Genomic DNA, 17,568 nt, shown 5'->3' on the forward strand with positions numbered 1-17,568 from the left:
CGCCTGCGTCGGAAAGCTTTCGTATCAATACCCCGCCGGTGGCAAGCCGGTGAGCCCCCATGACGACCGTCCCGCAATCGATCGTCCCGGATGAACTGGCACCCGGCCTCATGCATTCCTATCTCTCCCACTAGTTTCCCGATCAGAACAGAAGTAGAACCAGCCTCATGCTGACCAAGATTTCCGTACGCGGCGCGCGCGAGCACAACCTCAAGGACGTCGACATCGACATCCCCCGCGACACGCTCACGGTGATCACCGGCCTCTCGGGCTCCGGCAAGTCGAGCCTTGCGTTCGACACGATCTACGCCGAGGGCCAGCGCCGCTACGTCGAGAGCCTCAGCGCCTACGCCCGCCAGTTCCTCGAACTGATGCAGAAGCCAGACGTCGACCACATCGAAGGCCTCTCGCCCGCGATTTCGATCGAGCAGAAGACGACGTCGCGCAACCCGCGCTCGACCGTCGCCACCGTCACCGAAATCTACGATTACATGCGCCTGTTGTGGGCGCGCGTCGGCATCCCGTATTCCCCCGCCACCGGCGAGCCGATCGCCGCGCAGACCGTCTCGCAGATGGTCGACCGCGTCATGGCGCTCCCCGAGGGCACGCGCCTGTACCTGCTCGCCCCCGTCGTCCGCGGCCGCAAGGGCGAGTATCGCAAGGAACTCGCCGAGTGGCAGAAGGCGGGCTTCGCGCGCGTCCGCATCGACGGCACGATCCACGACATCGACGAAGCCCCCGCGCTCGACAAGAAGTACAAGCACGACATCGAAGTCGTCGTCGACCGCCTGGTAGTAGGCGGCGAGATCGCCACGCGCCTAGCGGAGAGCTTCGAAACCGCGCTGAAGCTCGCCGACGGCCTCGCCTATGTCGACCCCGCCGACCCGGTAGAGCCGCACACGCCAAAGTCCGAAATCCTCGGCAACAACGCCCCCGACGGCCGCATCGTCTTCTCCGAGAAATTCGCCTGCCCGGTCAGCGGCTTCACCATCTCCGAGATCGAGCCGCGCCTGTTCTCGTTCAACGCCCCGCAAGGCGCCTGCCCGGCCTGCGACGGCCTCGGCGAGAAGCTGCTGTTCGACGAAGACCTCGTCGTCCCCAACCACATGCTCAGCATCAAGAAGGGCGCGGTCGTGCCCTGGGCGAAATCCAACCCGCCGTCGCCCTATTACATGCAGGTCCTCGGCAGCCTCGCGCGCGAGTTCAAGTTCGACATCGAGACGCCCTGGTCCGACCTCCCGCCGGAGGTCCAGAGCACCATCCTGCACGGCTCGAAGGGCAAGCCCGTCACGCTCACCTTCATCGACGGCAAGAAGAAATACGACGTCTCGAAGCCGTTCGAGGGCGTCATCGGCAACCTCAACCGCCGCATGCTCCAGACCGACTCCGCCTGGATGCGCGAGGAGCTCAGCAAGTACCAGTCCGCCGCGCCCTGCGAAGTCTGCGGCGGCGCCCGCCTGAAACCCGAAGCGCTCGCGGTCAAGATCGCGATGAAGGACATCTCCTACGCCACGCATCTCTCGGTGGTCGACGCGCTCCAGTTCTTCACCGACATGCCACAGCATCTCGGCGACCAGCAGAACGCGATCGCCGAACGCATCCTCAAGGAGATCGTCGAGCGCCTGGGCTTCCTCAACAATGTCGGCCTCGACTACCTCAACCTCGACCGCACCTCCGGCACGCTGTCAGGCGGCGAAAGCCAGCGCATTCGCCTCGCGTCGCAGATCGGCAGCGGGCTGTCCGGCGTGCTCTACGTCCTCGACGAGCCCTCGATCGGCCTGCACCAGCGCGACAACGACATGCTGCTCAAGACGCTCCGCCGTCTGCGCGATCTCGGCAACACCGTGCTCGTCGTCGAGCATGACGAGGACGCGATCCGCACCGCCGACTACATCATCGACATGGGCCCCGGCGCCGGCGTCCGCGGCGGCCAGGTCGTCGCGCAGGGCACGCTGAAGCAGATCCTGAAGTCGAAGGGCAGCATCACCGCCGACTATCTCAACGGCACGCGCGAAGTCCCCGTCCCGGCCACGCGGCGCAAGGGCAACGGCAAGAAGCTCACCGTCCACAACGCGGTCGCCAACAATTTGCGCGGTGTCACCGCCAGCCTGCCGCTCGGCACCTTCACCTGCATCACCGGCGTCTCCGGCTCGGGCAAGTCGAGCTTCACGATCGACACGCTCTACGCCGCCGCCGCACGCGAGCTGAACGGCGCGCGCATCGTCCAGGGCAAGCACGACAAGATCACCGGCCTCCAGTATCTCGACAAGGTCATCGACATCGACCAGTCGCCGATCGGCCGCACCCCGCGCAGCAACCCCGCCACCTACACCGGCAGCTTCACGCAGATCCGCGACTGGTTCGCCGGCCTGCCGGAATCGCAGGCGCGCGGCTACAAGCCCGGCCGCTTCAGCTTCAACGTCAAGGGCGGCCGCTGCGAGGCGTGCCAGGGCGACGGGGTGCTCAAGATCGAGATGCACTTCCTCCCCGACGTCTACGTCACCTGCGACGTCTGCCACGGCGCGCGCTACAATCGCGAGACGCTCGAGGTGAAGTTCAAGGGCCATTCGATCGCCGACGTGCTCGACATGACGGTCGAGGACGCCGCCGAGTTCTTCAAGGCGGTCCCCCCGATCCGCGACAAGATGGCGATGCTGGTCGAGGTCGGCCTCGGCTACGTCAAGGTCGGCCAGCAGGCGACGACGCTCTCGGGCGGCGAAGCGCAACGCGTCAAGCTCGCCAAGGAACTCTCGCGCCGCGCCACCGGCAACACGCTCTACATCCTCGACGAACCCACGACCGGACTCCATTTCGAGGACGTGCGCAAGTTGTTGGAAGTCCTCCACGCGCTGGTCGAGCAAGGCAACACAGTCGTCGTGATCGAACACAATCTCGACGTCATCAAGACCGCCGACTGGGTCCTCGACTTGGGCCCCGAAGGCGGCGTCAAGGGCGGCGAGATCGTCGCGGAGGGTACGCCGGAGAAGGTGGCGAAGGCGAAGGGAAGCTTTACGGGGAAGTATCTGGCGCCGTTGCTGGAGAAGAGGGTTGTTACGGGATAGCAGCGATACGTTTCATCTATCGTTGAATGATTGATTGAGTAGCATCGCGGACATGGCGAATACCAATCGCAATGGGAAGTTTCCTGGATTTTAATATCGCAATTTTCGTAGCTAAGCGGACGACATCTTTAGCTGAAAGCCAGTCATCGCTCTGGCTGTTTAGGAGTGAGGTTGCGGGAAATGTATACTTGAGAGTGTTGGGAACGGATGCGCAAATGCTCCTAAGGTAGCCTTCTATCCCCTGGTTTCTAAAATAATCTGTTCGAAATTCCGATACTTCGCTGTCAATGATCATGCTCTTGCGCCACACGGAATGCAGGAATTTTAGATCAGGGCACAAAAAAACGAAATTCAGCTTTATGCCTAGCCGAAGTATTTTTGCGATGTCCTGTTGAATGTTCTTGATATCGTCATCGCTCAGATCGGTATCGATTGTAAGCCAGATCGCTCCGACTTTTTCGTGTTTTTTGAACTGCTGAATTATACGGTTTAAGTTTACCGATTCAGGTATTTTGGCGGGTGTTGGCGTGTTCTCATCTTGTAGCGGTAACTCTAGCTGTGCAGATTGTATGCGAGATGAGTTCAAGTCGCGCATCAACGACGGAGTAGTGCTTTCAACAAAATCCAGAAACGTTTGTAGGGCGGGGCGATCGGGATTGCTGTTGATAACCAGCGAGTCGCGCTTGTAATAACCACCTGACACCCTTGCGTTTTCAAAGGGTATATCGGCGTCTAACGGCGCCGAAAAAGCCCGTCCAAAATCCTCTTTGCTCCCAATAAAAAATATGGCCCTTAAGCTTTGAAGTAAGAGCCCCCGTAGTCTTGCCGATAGTTCCTTGGTTTTTGGCAGATCTCGCGCATTATTAATCGCGTTTTCGACTGCCAATAGCAAAGCTTCCTGTCCACCTCTAAGGGCGCGTTGATCGTCTATAATAGTGGTTGAATCGTATAGCGAGGTCGATAGATCTACCTTGGTCAGGTCTACTCCAGACAAATCTTGTCCTCGAAGGTCTACTCGAGATATATCGCCATATTGGAATATATCGTTGACGGATATTCCTGCGATTTGAGCGAGTTGCTTAATCTGAATTGTCTGAGCATGGGCAATATTTGCTATGATTTCTTGGTCCCAGAAATAGGCTGATTCAGTCATAATCAGGTCTACGTGGTTCAGAAATAGCTTCGCCAAGATAGATAGGAGAGAACGGGCTTTCCATATCGGGGGCAGGAAGGCCTTCCGCCAAAAGTGCAGATCGCAAGTATTCCTGTATGACGAGCAGTTTTGGTGACGTGTCTTCTATTTTTGTAAATCTGCCGCTACGATCTTTGGTCATAATATCGTAGAAATGAAGGTCTTCACGCTTGCATATGATGCAAAGTCGGATTGACGACAGCATTTCGTTCTGTTCGTGTTTAGTGTTGACGTACATCACCATTAAACGGCGATCTTTATCATGCCAGGGTTGTCCCAAAAGATACGCCATGTCGTTCAGGCTTGGCGCTCCGGGTCCCGGCTTGACATCCCAGCTTGGTTGACTTTTGTCAGGTCGTCGAAATGAAACAGTCATCGGTGCGGGGGTTCGATTGTTCGTAACTTCCAGCTTTTCAACTAATTCGGTATTTTCGTTTCTACCGCCTTTCAGACTTAGCTCGGGCGATTCCTTTATAGTCAGGCTCGCGGATCCATCGGAAGATCGGGCGCGTTTTTTCTCCACCGAACGGCTAGTTGTTCCCGAGGTGTCTTGGTCTCCTCGCCATATCTTGGCGGGGTCAATCGAAAATGATTTTGGTTCGGACTGAAGAAGACGTAGCTCAGCGCGCTTGAGCAACAGGCGAAACGCAACCTCGTCTCCAGCCTTCCCTCCCAAACGGGCTTCATCAAAATTAACATATGCATACAGTTCGACGTGCCCCTCAGTAGGAACACCCTCATGCCATGCGTCGATGGTAACCAAGCCTTGAAGTTGCCGTAAGCGGTTCTGCGAATAAGCTGCCATAAAAAATTGTAGCAATTCTGTTGGCGGATACAATCGGACATTGAAGACGACGTTCGCCCGCGGAACATGCCAACGTCGCGGCTCGTTGAGCGCTGCGAACCAACAATCGGATAATTCCAATGACTAAGCCTCACCCGCACAAGCCCGCTCGCAGCCCTAAGCCAAACGCCAAGACGTTCGGCATCAACGCGCTGTCGATCGGGGCCGCGGCGATCGGTCTCGGAGGTGCGTTGCTGGCGGTGTTCCTGCGCTCGAAGGCCAACCCCGCCGAGCATGCCGCGCCCGATCTCGCGCTCGACAAGCCCCGCCCGGGTGCGACCGATCGCGCGCCGGACGCCTTCCGCCCCGATCCCACTGCGGTCCCGACCAAGGCCGAGCGCGAGTCGCTCCGCCCCGCCACCGGCCTGGCCCCGTCGTTCGCCGCGGATCGCGGTTCGACGCTCGGCTGACGCCTTCCTGATCCTCCCCCGCAAGGGGGAGGTGGCTGGCGCTTGCCAGACGGAGGGGGAGGGGGCGACCACTCACGTCCCGTGTCCTCCCCCCTCCGTCACCTGCGGTGCCACCTCCCCCTGGCGCGGGAGGATCGGAAAAGCCCAACGGTCGAAGCTGATCCCGTCGCCACCACGCTCGCTCCGTCACCCCGGACTGGTTCCGGGGTCCACGGTTCCCCGAACTCGATAGCGGCGGCCGTGCGGAACGGTGGATACCGGAACAAGTCCGGTATGACGCGGGGAGGGGGGGCGCCACGCCAGTCGGTCACGCCCCCGTTGCCGAACCCACGTTGCCGACGCCAACCTCCATCCCCCTTTTCCGTCATCCTGACGAAAGTCAGGACTCAGAGCCAAAAGCGCCATACCCCGTAACCCTGGGTCCTGACTTTCGTCAGGATGACGAAGGGGGGCGTCGGGACGAGGCCCCCCCGAAACCGCTGTCCTACACACCCCGATCCGGCATACCTGATCGGTCCTCTCTTAAGGCGAGGATCGATCATGGCGAACGCACCCACCCCGGCCGACCCGCCGCCATGCTACATCGCAACGCGCGCGCTCCCCGCCCCCAGGCCACGCTACGAACCGCCGATCCCCGATCATCTTCCCGACGCGGTCCGCCACGTCATGGCCTGGCAAGCGCATGTCGACGCCGGCCGGATCGGCAACCGCCTGCCCGTATCGCCCGAGATCGCCGCCAATCGCGACCGCTGGACCGCGCTCGCCCGGACCATGCGCAAGTGACCGCCGCTCTCCAGGACCAAGGCGTCGACGCGCCACCCATCGACTCCTTCACGCGGCAAAATCGCCAGCGCATCGACGGCTGGTCCCCCGAGCGCCAGCGCGGCTTTCTCGAACGCATCGCCGAGGGCGCCACCGTCGACGAGGCGACCGCCAGCGTCGGCCTGTCGCCGCGCGCCGCGTACAGCCTGCGCCGCCGCGCATCGGGCGCGGCGTTCGCGCTCGGCTGGGACGCCGCCAAGCTCGTCGCGCGGCCGATCGTCGCCGAGGCGCTGTTCTGTCGCGCGATGGTCGGCCAGATCGAGCGTCTCACGAAGCCCGACGGCGACGTGATCGAACGCCACCGCTTCGACAACCGCCTCGCCATGTCGCTGCTCGCCCGGCTCGATCGCCATGCCGAGGAGAGCGAGACCACCAACGCCGCCGCACGCCTGATCGCGACCGAGTTCGATGCGTTCCTCGACCTCGTCGAGCGCGATGCCGGCCCGGCGCGCGCCGGCCTGTTCCTCGGCGAGCGTGTCCGATCCTCCGACGCAGGGGAGGGGATGGCGCCGATCGTGGCGCTCGCCCGCGCCGACCGCTGGCTTCGCAGCAACGCCGGCCTCGCGTCGGAGATCGACGTCGCCGATCTCGATCCCGCCGCCCGCGCAGGCTGGACCGCCGAGCAATGGGCGCGCGCGGAGGCCGCCGGGCTGCTCAGTCTCGCGCCCGAACCCGTCGCCAAACCCGTGCCCCCGAAACCCGCTCCAGCGTCTGCACTTTCTGCACTTCCGGCGATCGAGCCAGACGGATCCGACGGCGAATGCCCGGTCTGGTGGGACGACGTCACCTGTGCCTGGCGCACCCGCTTCCCACCGCCGAGCGACTATGACGAAGAGGACGGCAGCAATTTCGGCGACGACGATTACAGCCGCGACTGTTCCGAGGAGGAGGTGATCATCCTCGACGCGCCGCGCGACCGCGAGACCGCCGAGCGGGTCGTCGTCGAGGGCGCGGACCGCGACAGCTGGTTCATCGGCTATGCGGTCGACTGCGGGCTGATCGGCGATGACGAGGTCGACGCGGTGGCCGCGACCGATGCGGCGCGAGTCGCGGCGCTCGCCGATATGTTCGATCCGGAACGCCCGAGCGACCCCGACCCCGAATGCGGACCCGGTAACGATGCTTCGCCCAGCGCCGTTCCCGGCCAGTCGCACGTCGCGGCCGATCTGGCGCCGGCGCCGGCGGACGCTGCACCCAAATCCGCCACCGGGCGTTCTCCCGCCATACGCCTCATCAACGGAGACCCCCCATGAGCATCTTCAGCAAGATCAAGTCCGCCATCTTCGGTGAGCACGGCCCGCTCGGCAGCGGCCATTTCGGCACGCCCAAGGCCGACGCACCCGCACCAGCGCCCGCGCCGCAGACCACCGCAGCCCAGCCCGCGCCGACCACGGCCGCCCCGACTCCGCAGGCCGCGCCCGCAGCGCCCGCCCAGGCGGTCGACGTCGAGGCCGTCCTCTCGGGCATCGCTTCGAAGAAGGGTTCGGACCTCAACTGGCGCACCTCGATCGTCGACCTGATGAAGCTGCTCGATCTCGATTCGAGCCTCGACAACCGCAAGGAACTCGCCACCGAGCTCGGCTATACCGGCGCGAAGGACGGCAGCGCGGAGATGAACATGTGGCTGATCAAGGCCGTGATGCGCGAACTGGAGAAGAACGGCGGCACCGTGCCCGCCAACCTCAAGGACTGATCTGGGATAGGCGCCGGCAACCAAACCACGGCGCCGATCATTACGCTCTCGATATCCCCTGAAAGGACACGAAATGCGCGTTGCGATGCTGGGCCTGCTGGCCGCCTCAACCCTTGTCGCCGGCTGCGTCGGCGACGGCGGCAGTCGCTACGGCGCCGACCCGCGCTATCGGTCCTACGATTACAACCGGCCGGATCCCGCCTACAACGGCTACGACGCCGGTCGCTATTACCGTGACGACCGCCGCTACCGCGAGCGCCGCCTGTCGTCGAACGAGCGTGTCTATCGCGGCAACGACGGCCGGTATTATTGCCGGCGCAACGACGGCACCACCGGGCTGATCGTCGGCGGAGTCGCGGGCGGCGTACTCGGCAACGTCATCGCACCGGGTGGTTCGGGCCTGCTCGGCACCGTGCTCGGGGCAGCCGGCGGTGCGCTTGCCGGGCGTGCCATCGATCGCAACAGCAACGAAACCCGCTGCCGCTAAGCCGCTCGACCGGCACCGAAATATCGGTGCCGGTCATCGCGAAGTATTGCTGCTTCGGGATGGGCGCGCGAAAATATTAGTTGCGTAAATCGACGCGTTTCTTGAGCCATTTTATCGGCAAGATTTGCATTTCTGGCGATCTTGGCCCATATGGTGCTCAGCTACAGTCGCATATCGACGGTTCTTGGCGCTTTGCGGCACCTTTCTCCTTCTTTCCCTGCTCCGCGGCACGGGCCGCCCGAACGTCGGGTTGCCCCATACTAAGAAGGAGCCATCTCATGGCTATCACCGGAACCGTAAAATTCTTCAACGCCGACAAGGGCTATGGCTTCATCGCGCCGGATGGCGGCGGCAACGATGCATTCGTGCACATCACCGCGGTTGAGCGCGCCGGCATGCCGACGCTGAACCAGAACCAGCGCGTCACCTACGAGCTCGAGCCCGACAAGCGTGGCAAGCAGTCGGCCGTGAACCTCCAGCCAGCCGATTGATTTCGCTGGCGGATCACGGTCCGCCAACCTGATCTCGGTTGCGATGCGGCGGCCATAACGGTCGCCGCATCACCCCTTTGAAATTTCCCGCAGGAGCGCACCAGCATGGCCGATAATCCAGAATTTTACCGGGCCCGCGCTGATGAAGAGCGTCGCAACGGCGATGCCGCCCTCCTCGACAACGTCCGCGACCGCTGCCGCCGCGCCGAAAAGGCCTGGGACGAGATGGCCTCGCGCGCCGAGCGCACCCAGGTCCTTCGCGCCGCCCGCGAAGCCGCACCCCCCGGCGGCGAGCGCATGAACATGATGAACGTGATGGTCGCCGCCGAATAGGCGCACCCGCGATCATCGCGATGCGATCCACGAAGCAAAACAGCCCGGGTGCCACCAGCGCCCGGGCTTTTCGGTATCAAGAGGTGGCCGCATAGGGCCGGTTGAGTCCGGGCTCTCTCGATCCCGTCATACCGGACCTTCGGCTACGCTCGAGAGAACCGCCTGTACCCGCAATTCGGCGAAATCCAACGTTCCTGGATTGGGCAAATTTAGCCCGGAAACCAGTCCCTGATAGCCAACCTGTCGGACGGTCCTGCGCCCCAAGCGGTGGAAATCGTGCGGGTCCAAGCGTCGATGCCTGGAACCGATCGACAATCAGTTTGAACCGCCAAATCCGTTCTTTTCGCGCGTTATGTCGGCGGCTTCGGCTTTGCCCAGGAGAGCTTGATTCCCGAATCCGCGCTGCCGCCAATCGATAGAATTTGGTCCGCGCAACGGTGGGCCCCGGAGTCAGTCGCTGATCATACTTTCCAGCAGTTAGTCGTCATTCCCGCGCAGGCGGGAACCCATAATGGAAAACCTCGCGAAGTGCTCGCCGACGCGTGAGCATATGGGTCCCCGCCTCCGCGGGGATGACGATGGTTAGGTGACAATGGGTATAACCACGGAACAGTACCGAGCGACGGAGCAATCTTGGCGCTGCCGCACCCGAACACACTGAGTGTCGGTCGGCCCTATTTCAACGGCTTCCCCGAATCCTTCCAACGATCCAGAATCTGCGATTCGGGCGGCAGCATGTCGTCGGCAACCGGCGCGGATGGAGGGGTAGCGGACTTCATGGACATCGCGCCCCGCTGAACCGACGCCATCGAGACAGCAGCGACACCCGGAGTCGGAACGGTATCCGCCGCAGCGATGCCTGCCGCGATCATCGCCGGCGTCGGCGGAGCGATCGGTGCCAGTGGGGTGTGCGGCCCCGGCACGGGTTCGCCGCCACTATAATGCTGGCTGAACGCGGCCGAGGTTCCCCAATACCCCTTCCATCGGTGGAAGAAATGCGCGCCGACGACATCGGTCATCACCATGCCGCGGTTCCACGCCGGGGTAACCGCGTAGGTGTGATAATGCGTCGCCAGCCCGACCGGTGCGTAGACATAGCCGGACAGCGCCATGCCCGCGGTCCGCGCCGCACGCATCCACGCCGCGCGATTGGGAATACGCGCCATCGCGCCATCGCACGCGAAGCTGAACTGGCAGCCGGCATGTTCGGACCCTTGATACACCACGCCGCATACGGTCGCGGGAAATGCCGGATGACGGGTACGATTGAGGATCACCTGCGCGACGGCCTGCTGGCCCTCATCGGGTTCCGATGCCGCTTCGTAATAGATCGCGGCGGTCAGGCATTGCACCGCGCGGCCACGATCTATCGCCGAGATGCCGGTCGTCGAGAACGGGCGGCCGGGGACGATGCCGACGTCGATCGCCGTACCGGCAGGGATCGGCAGGTCGGGAAGATCGATCGTCCCGGTCACGCCAGCAGCCGGCGCCGCGGTTTCCTGCTTGTCCGACGCCATTGGCAAAGCGGTATCGCCCGGCAAGGTCGAGGCATCGGTGCGATCGGACCCGACCGCGCCGTGGCGCGCGATGGCGCGCAGCGCGGCCTGCGCGGACATCCCGGCGCCGATCACCAACAGCACCGCAACCATGCCCAACCAGATGCGGCGCATCAGCCGAAATGTTCGCATCTGAACCCGCAACCGACTTACCTCGCCTCTGCCCGACCGCCGCGGGAGAATCGGAGCATAGCCGATTATGCCGTCGCGAGCTGTTCCGTATTTACAGCGCGTCCCGTCTCGGGACGCACGGCATCGTGGCAGGAATTGCTTACCGCAAGGTTGGCGTGTCGAGGTTCAAGGCGGCTTCGGGAATGACCTCGACGTTGGGATAGGCTTTGCGCAAGGGAGCGATGAACTGCTTCGCATCGCCGACCACGACGATGCTCGCCGCCTTCGGGTCGAGCAGCGCGATCGCCGCCGCCTGCACGGTCTTTGGATCGACCGCTCCGACCGCGCCCGTGAAGCGTTGGAGTTCGCCCAGCGGTACGCCGTTCTGGACATACGCGCCGAGAATGTTGGCGACACCGGAGGTCGTCTCGATCCCGCGTCCGAAATTGCCGATCAGCACGGCTTTACGCGTGTCGAGTTCGGCCGCCGGGACGGGGGCCGACCCCATCCGGGTCATCTCGGCGGCGATTAGCGTCACCACCTCCGCGGCGGTCGGGTTCTTGGTCTGGGTTCGCGCGGCGATCGTCCCCTGGGTCTTGCCCGCATCCAGCGCGCTTCCTGCACCGTAGGCCAGCCCACGTTTGATTCGGATCTCCTGGTTCAGCCGTGACGAGAAGCCGCCGCCGAGCACGGTGTTGCCCACCGCCAGCGGGTAATAGCGCGGGTCGGCGCGTTCGATGGCCGGCCGCGCGACGACGACGCCCGCTTGACCAGCCTCGGGCATGTCGACGACGATCACGCGAGGCTTGGGATACACGACCGGTGTAGCCTTCGGTGCACCTGCGCCCTGTGTCGTCCAGCTGCCGAACTGCGCCTCGGCCAACGCCTTCGCCCTGGCGGCGGTGACGTCGCCGACCATGATCAGCGTCGCCTGGTCCGGCTTGAAGCTGCGCGCATAGGCCGCGGTGATGTCGTCGCGCGTGATCGCTTTCAGCGATAGCGGCGTTCCCCCGCTGGGCGCACCATAAGGCGATGCGCCAAGCACCGCCCGGTCCGCGACGAGCCCCGCGACCTGCGCGGGGTCCTTGAGCGCCAGCGTGACCGCGTCGACCTGCTGCGTCCGCGCGCGCTCGATCTCCTCGGGTGCAAACGCCGGGTTGATCGCGACGTCGGCGAGGATCGCCATCGCCTGCGCCAGCTGATCCGATTTCACCGTCACGTCGACCGACGCCCCGTCGCTCGCCGCACTGCTTCCGATCACACCACCAAGACCTTCGATGGCGCGCGCGATCTGCGTCGCCGACCGCGTCTTCGTACCCTTGGTCAACAGGTCGGCCGAAAGGCTGCTGACGCCGGCGCGGTTCGCAGGATCGGTCGCCGCACCGCCCGCGGTCACGAGATACGCGGTGACGATCGGCAGGTCGTGCCGCTCCACCGTCACCAGCCGCATGCCGTTTGCAAGCCGCGTCTCGACCGGCTGCGGGATCGTCGGCGATACCGGCGCACTGGGCGCTGGCGGCTGGACGCGCTGGCCTTCGAGAGCAGGCTTGACGACCTCGATATTTGCTGGCGCCTTTAGGTCGGCAACCTGCACCGTCGGCGCCACTGCGATCGTATCCGCGATACCGCCCGCAGGTTTAGCAGCAAGTGGCATGTAACGGATCGTAGCGGACTGATTTTCGGCCAGATATTTCCGCGCAACCCGCTGGATATCTGCCGCCGTCACCCGCGATATCGCCGCCAACTGCTTGTCAGCCGCCGCCGGATCGCCGTCGATCAGCACGGCGGATGCCAGCGTGCTCGCCTTGCCCTCGGCCGTCTCGCGCGACAGGATCGATCCGGTCAGAATCTCGTTCTTTGCCTCGGCCAGTTCGGCCGCCGTCACCGGCGCATCGCGGAACCTTGCGATCTCGCGCTTCAACGCGGCCTCACCCGCCTCGACCGTCTTGCCGCCTGCCAGTATGGCATAGACGACCATGTTGCCGGTCGCCTGCTTGGTATCGAGCATGGCCTCCGCGGATTGCGCCAGCTGGTCGCGGTATACTAGGCTTTCGTACAGTCGCGAACTCTCGCCGGTTGCCAGCACGGCCTTCAGCACCGTCAGCGCGGGGATATCCGCGTCGCGATCCGGCGGCAGGTGATAGCTGACCAGTACGGCAGGCAGCGGCGTGTTCGGCTCGTACACCGTCCGCGTCACTGCCTTGGTTCGCGCAGGTTCGGCCACCGTCACGCGGGGGATTGCGGTCGCCGGCTTCTTGATCTTAGCGAAATACTGGTCGACCCAGCCGTTCAACTGCGCCGGATCGAAATTGCCCGACACCACCAGGATCGCGTTGTCCGGCCGATAATAGGTCGCATGGAACGCCCGAACGTCGTCGATTCCGGCGGCTTCGAGGTTCTCCAGGCTGCCGATCCCCGGCCGTGCATAGGGATGAACCTGGTAGGCGAGTTCGGGATAATAGATCGAGAACAGCTTGCCGTACGGTTGCGCGAGAGTCCGCTGGCGCAGTTCCTCCTTCACCACGTCGCGCTCCGAGCCGAAGCTCTTGGGCTCGACGACGAGGCTCGCCATCCGGTCGGCCTCCGCGAACAGCAGACGCTGGAGGTGGTTGGCCGGGATCACTTCGTAATAATTGGTATAGTCGTCGTTGGTCGAGGCGTTGTTGTAGCCGCCGACATCCTCGGTCAGCCGGTCCATCTGCTCCGACACGAGATTACGCGTCGACTTGAACATGAGATGTTCGAACATGTGCGCAAAGCCGGACTTGCCCTTCGGGTCGTCCTTGGAGCCGACATCGTACCAGACCTGCACCGAGACGTTCGGCGTGCCCGTGTCGCGGATCGCATACACCCGCAGGCCGTTCGGCAGCGTGCGCTCGGTATAGCCAAGCGGCTTCACTGAGACCTGTGTCGGGACAGGTGCGGTCTGCGCCACCGCCGCTACGGGAAGACATGCTGCGGTCAGCAGCAGCGCGGAGCGGAGGAGGCGCATAGAAATCCTTACTTGTTGCGGTTCGCGAACAGCACCGCGCCCGCGATCGCAGCCGAGCCGATGCCAACACCCAGCCCAATCTTCGCGAGCGGCCAGCTCTTGGCCTTCTCCGCGGCGTTGTGCGCGGCGGCTTCGGCCTGCAGCTTCGCCTCCTTCGCAGCGGCGAGGATTTCGTTCGGGGTGTCGCTGTCGATCTTGATCGTCACTTGGGCTCTCCTTCACTCTTCCGGGCATACACGCCACGGAAATCATTCGCGAACTGCGTCAGCGTCCCCGAGGCGATCGCCGCCCGCAGATCCGCCATCAGCGTTTCGTAGAACCAGATGTTATGCTCCGTCATGAGCATTGCGCCAAGCATTTCCCCCGACCGTACCAGATGATGCAGATACGCCCGCCCCCAGGTCGCGCAGACCGGGCAGGGGCAGGCGGGGTCGAGCGGCCCCATGTCCTCGGCGAACTTCGCGTTGCGGATGTTGATCGGCCCGGTCCGCGTGAACGCCTGGCCGGTGCGACCCGACCTGGTCGGCATCACGCAATCGAACATGTCTATCCCACGCTCGACCGCGCCGACGATGTCGTCGGGCTTGCCGACCCCCATAAGGTAGCGCGGCTTGTCGACCGGCAACTGGTCCGGCGCGAAGTCGAGGCAGCCGAACATCGCCTCCTGGCCCTCGCCGACCGCCAGCCCGCCAACCGCATACCCGTCGAAACCGATATCGATCAGCGCATCCGCCGACGACCGCCGGAACTCCTCGTTCAGCGCGCCCTGCTGGATCCCAAAGATCGCGTTGTTGTCGGCGTGCTCTTCGCCACTGTCGAACGCCGCCCGCGACCGCTTCGCCCAGCGCATCGATCGCTCCATCGCCGCGGCCTGCACCTCGCGCGTCGACGTCGTCGGCACGAGTTCGTCGAACGCCATGACGATGTTCGAGCCGAGCAGCCGCTGGATCTCGATCGAGCGCTCGGGGCTCAGCAGATGCCGCGTGCCGTCGAGGTGCGACTTGAACGACACGCCCTCCTCGGAGCGCTTGGTCAGGTCGGCGAGGCTCATAACCTGATAGCCGCCGGAATCAGTCAGGATCGGTTTCGACCAGCCCGAGAATGCGTGCAGCCCGCCCAGCCGCGCGACCCGCTCGGCGCCCGGCCGCAACATCAAATGATAGGTGTTGCCGAGGATGATGTCCGCACCCGCACCGACCACGTCGGCGGGCTTCATCCCCTTGACGGTGGCGGCGGTGCCGACCGGCATGAACGCCGGCGTGCGGATGTCGCCGCGCTGCATCGCGATGACGCCGGTGCGTGCCTTGCCGTCGGTGGCGGAAATGGTGAAGTCGAAGCGGGGACGGGTGGTCATATTACTTTTTCTTGCGGAGGCCGTAGCGATCGCCGGCCGGCGCGCCGCGGATGGTGATGAGTTCGGCGCGGGTCAGCACGCCGTCCTTGTCGCGGTCGAACCGCGTGAAGAACTGCGCGAACCGCGCCTGGAGTTCGGGCAGCGTGATCCGGTTGTCGCCGTCACGATCGACCTCGAACGGGCTCGGCAACGCGTTGCGATCGCCCAGCCACGCCTGCGCCCAATCGGCATAGGCAATGTATCCGATCGATCCCGACGCAGCGCCCTCGGCGGTCGTATAGCTCCGCGCAACGCACGCGGTCTGCTCGGTCTGCGTCACGCGGCCGTCACCGTTCGCATCGCATGCGGCGATGAACAGCGCAGCCGGCTCGGCGAAAATCGTCGCGGGCGGTTGCGGCGCGCCCGCGGGCGGCGGCGCGGCCGTGATAGCCTGAAGCAGAGCGAGAGCGAGCAGCATGCCGCCCGTCATGGCAGCAGAAGCGAGGCGTCGCCATAGCTGTAGAAGCGATACTTCCCGGCGATCGCATGGGCGTACGCCGCCTGCATCCGCTCGCGCCCCATCAGCGCCGACACCAGCATGAACAACGTCGAGCGCGGCAGGTGGAAATTGGTCATCAACCCGTCGATCCCGCGGAACCGGTATCCCGGCGTGATAAAGATCGCGGTATCGCCATCGAACGGCCGAATGACGTCGTCCTCACCGGCTGCACTCTCGATCAGTCGCAGCGACGTCGTACCCACGGCGATCACGCGACCACCACTTGCGCGCACTGCGTTGAGCCGGTCGGCGGTGGCGGCATCGATCCGGCCCCATTCGGCGTGCATCCGGTGCTCGGTCGTATCGTTTGCCTTGACCGGCAGGAACGTCCCCGCGCCGACATGCAGCGTCAGCGTCGCATGACCGATCCCCGCCGCGTCCAGCGCCGCCATCAACTTGGGCGTGAAGTGCAGCGCCGCCGTCGGGGCCGCGACCGCCCCCGGCTCCGACGCGAACATCGTCTGATAATCGTCCGCATCGCGCGCGTCGGTCGGGCGCTTGCTGGCGATGTACGGGGGCAGGGGCATGTGGCCCGCGCGTTCCAGCAGCAGCTCGACCGGCTCGTCGCCAGCAAATACCAGCGCGTAGCTGCCGTCGTCTTCGCGATCGACCGCCGCCGCGCTGACGCCGTTGCCGAACGCGATCACGTCGCCGTCGTGAAGCCGCCTTGCGTTGCGGATGAATGCCCGCCACCGACGCGGGCCCTCGCGCTTGTGCAAGGTCGCACCGATCTTCGAATCGCCGCGCCGTCCCTCGAGTTGGGCGGGTATGACGCGCGTATCGTTGAACACGAGCATGTCGCCACGCCGCAGCAACGACGGCAGGTCGGACACGCCCGCATCAAGGGTCCGATCACCTTCGAGCACCAGCATCCGTGCAGCATCGCGCGGCGCCGCGGGGCGCAGCGCGATGTTGTCGGTCGGCAGGTCGAAGTCGAAAAGGTCGACGTTCAACGGAGTCTCACTTCTTGGCAGGCGCCTTCTTGACCGGCGCCTTGCGGGCCGGTGCGAGCTTGGGCTTCGCCGCGTTCGGGCCCGAAGCCGTTCCCGGCAACGTCACCGGCGCACCGAGCGCAGGGGCAGGCGGGCCAGCGACATACGCCGGGGGATTGTCCGCCGCGATATAGGCATGGACAATCCGCGACGGGTTCGCCGGCGGCTCGCCGCGCTCGATCGCGTCGACATACTGCATCCCGTCGATCACACGACCGAACACGGTGTATTTTTTGTCGAGGCTGAGGCGCGGCTGGAAGACGATGAAGAACTGGCTGTTCGCGCTGTCCTCCTTGTCCGACCGTGCCGCCGACACCGCGCCGCGGACGTGCGGCAGGTAATTGAATTCGGCCTTGAGGTCGGGCAGCGTCGATCCACCGGTGCCGTCGCCCTTGGGATCGCCACCCTGCGCCATGAAGCCGTCGATCACGCGGTGGAACGCGAGGCCATCATAGAAATGCTGGCGGGTCAGCGTCTTGATCCGCTCGACCATCAGCGGCGCGACGTCGGGCCGCAGCCAGATCGTCACGCGCCCGCCGGTCGACAGGTCGAGCAACAACAGGTTCTGCGTATCGGTCGTGAGCGGCGGCGTCAGGCGCGCAGGCGCTGCCACGACATCCTTCTTCTGCGCAGCGGCTGGTACCGTGACGAGGCACCCGAGCAACGCGAACATTCCGACGAAAAAGCGCAT

The 17,568-nt window shown here is 64.2% G+C and carries 17 protein-coding genes; 8 read left to right on the forward strand and 9 right to left on the reverse strand.

Features of this window, described 5'->3' with window-relative positions; all coding sequences use genetic code 11:
- Nucleotides 1–167 precede the first annotated feature (167 nt).
- Complete coding sequence (uvrA, locus tag ASG20_RS01080; protein WP_056047477.1) at nucleotides 168–3,062, forward strand: excinuclease ABC subunit UvrA; 2,895 nt, start codon at nucleotides 168–170, stop codon at nucleotides 3,060–3,062.
- Nucleotides 3,063–3,078: 16 nt separating this feature from the next.
- Here uvrA and ASG20_RS19230 read toward each other — a convergent pair whose 3' ends face one another.
- Both ASG20_RS19230 and ASG20_RS19235 read right to left on the reverse strand, forming a co-directional pair.
- Nucleotides 3,079–4,215 carry a hypothetical protein gene (locus ASG20_RS19230; protein ID WP_156363987.1) on the reverse strand — a complete coding sequence of 379 codons (1,137 nt, stop codon included), beginning with the start codon at nucleotides 4,213–4,215 and terminating at the stop codon, nucleotides 3,079–3,081.
- Nucleotides 4,208–5,179 carry a hypothetical protein gene (locus ASG20_RS19235; protein ID WP_156363988.1) on the reverse strand — a complete coding sequence of 324 codons (972 nt, stop codon included), beginning with the start codon at nucleotides 5,177–5,179 and terminating at the stop codon, nucleotides 4,208–4,210. Before ASG20_RS19235 ends, ASG20_RS19230 begins: the two co-directional genes overlap by 8 nt.
- On the opposite strand from ASG20_RS19235, the gene ASG20_RS01085 reads away from it, so the two are divergent.
- The 7 genes from ASG20_RS01085 to ASG20_RS01115 all read left to right on the forward strand — a co-directional run bounded on the left by ASG20_RS01085 (nucleotide 5,179) and on the right by ASG20_RS01115 (nucleotide 9,334).
- A complete protein-coding gene (locus ASG20_RS01085; RefSeq protein ID WP_056047480.1) occupies nucleotides 5,179–5,508 on the forward strand; it encodes a hypothetical protein in 330 nt (109 codons plus the stop codon). The two genes, ASG20_RS19235 and ASG20_RS01085, sit on opposite strands and share 1 nt — an antisense overlap.
- 540 nt (nucleotides 5,509–6,048) lie before the next feature.
- Nucleotides 6,049–6,291 (forward strand): hypothetical protein, encoded by a 243-nt coding sequence (locus ASG20_RS01090; RefSeq protein ID WP_056047482.1) that lies wholly within the window; start codon nucleotides 6,049–6,051, stop codon nucleotides 6,289–6,291.
- On the forward strand, nucleotides 6,288–7,583 hold the full coding sequence (locus ASG20_RS01095) for a hypothetical protein (RefSeq protein WP_056047485.1): 1,296 nt from the start codon (nucleotides 6,288–6,290) through the stop codon (nucleotides 7,581–7,583). The genes ASG20_RS01090 and ASG20_RS01095 overlap by 4 nt, the downstream gene beginning before the upstream one ends.
- Entirely contained in the window at nucleotides 7,580–8,023 is a 444-nt protein-coding gene (locus ASG20_RS01100; protein ID WP_056047488.1) for a DUF3597 domain-containing protein, read from the forward strand. Before ASG20_RS01095 ends, ASG20_RS01100 begins: the two co-directional genes overlap by 4 nt.
- A gap of 73 nt (nucleotides 8,024–8,096) precedes the next feature.
- A complete protein-coding gene (locus ASG20_RS01105) occupies nucleotides 8,097–8,510 on the forward strand; it encodes a glycine zipper 2TM domain-containing protein (RefSeq protein ID WP_201780659.1) in 414 nt (137 codons plus the stop codon).
- A gap of 278 nt (nucleotides 8,511–8,788) precedes the next feature.
- A complete protein-coding gene (locus ASG20_RS01110; RefSeq protein WP_031394996.1) occupies nucleotides 8,789–9,001 on the forward strand; it encodes a cold-shock protein in 213 nt (70 codons plus the stop codon).
- Nucleotides 9,002–9,106: 105 nt separating this feature from the next.
- Complete coding sequence (locus tag ASG20_RS01115) at nucleotides 9,107–9,334, forward strand: hypothetical protein (RefSeq protein ID WP_056047490.1); 228 nt, start codon at nucleotides 9,107–9,109, stop codon at nucleotides 9,332–9,334.
- Between the two features lie 674 nt (nucleotides 9,335–10,008).
- Here the strand turns inward: ASG20_RS01115 and ASG20_RS01120 are convergent.
- From ASG20_RS01120 to ASG20_RS01150, 7 genes are all read right to left on the reverse strand, one after another.
- A complete protein-coding gene (locus ASG20_RS01120; RefSeq protein ID WP_056047492.1) occupies nucleotides 10,009–11,004 on the reverse strand; it encodes a cell wall hydrolase in 996 nt (331 codons plus the stop codon).
- Nucleotides 11,005–11,161: 157 nt separating this feature from the next.
- The gene (locus tag ASG20_RS01125; RefSeq protein ID WP_056047496.1) at nucleotides 11,162–13,993 is read right to left on the reverse strand and encodes a M16 family metallopeptidase; all 2,832 of its coding nucleotides are present in this window, start codon (nucleotides 13,991–13,993) and stop codon (nucleotides 11,162–11,164) included.
- An 8-nt stretch (nucleotides 13,994–14,001) separates the two neighbouring features.
- Nucleotides 14,002–14,199: a hypothetical protein gene (locus ASG20_RS01130; protein ID WP_197978314.1), complete on the reverse strand. Its 198-nt coding sequence runs from the start codon at nucleotides 14,197–14,199 to the stop codon at nucleotides 14,002–14,004.
- On the reverse strand, nucleotides 14,196–15,347 hold the full coding sequence (gene tgt / locus ASG20_RS01135) for a tRNA guanosine(34) transglycosylase Tgt (protein ID WP_056047497.1): 1,152 nt from the start codon (nucleotides 15,345–15,347) through the stop codon (nucleotides 14,196–14,198). Before tgt ends, ASG20_RS01130 begins: the two co-directional genes overlap by 4 nt.
- 1 nt (nucleotide 15,348) lies before the next feature.
- Complete coding sequence (locus tag ASG20_RS01140) at nucleotides 15,349–15,804, reverse strand: calcium-binding protein (RefSeq protein WP_056050241.1); 456 nt, start codon at nucleotides 15,802–15,804, stop codon at nucleotides 15,349–15,351.
- 8 nt (nucleotides 15,805–15,812) lie between these two features.
- On the reverse strand, nucleotides 15,813–16,838 hold the full coding sequence (gene queA, locus ASG20_RS01145) for a tRNA preQ1(34) S-adenosylmethionine ribosyltransferase-isomerase QueA (RefSeq protein WP_056047499.1): 1,026 nt from the start codon (nucleotides 16,836–16,838) through the stop codon (nucleotides 15,813–15,815).
- A 7-nt stretch (nucleotides 16,839–16,845) separates the two neighbouring features.
- Nucleotides 16,846–17,568 (reverse strand): peptidylprolyl isomerase, encoded by a 723-nt coding sequence (locus tag ASG20_RS01150; RefSeq protein ID WP_056047501.1) that lies wholly within the window; start codon nucleotides 17,566–17,568, stop codon nucleotides 16,846–16,848.

Source organism: Sphingomonas sp. Leaf198 (assembly GCF_001424005.1).
Classification (GTDB): domain Bacteria; phylum Pseudomonadota; class Alphaproteobacteria; order Sphingomonadales; family Sphingomonadaceae; genus Sphingomonas.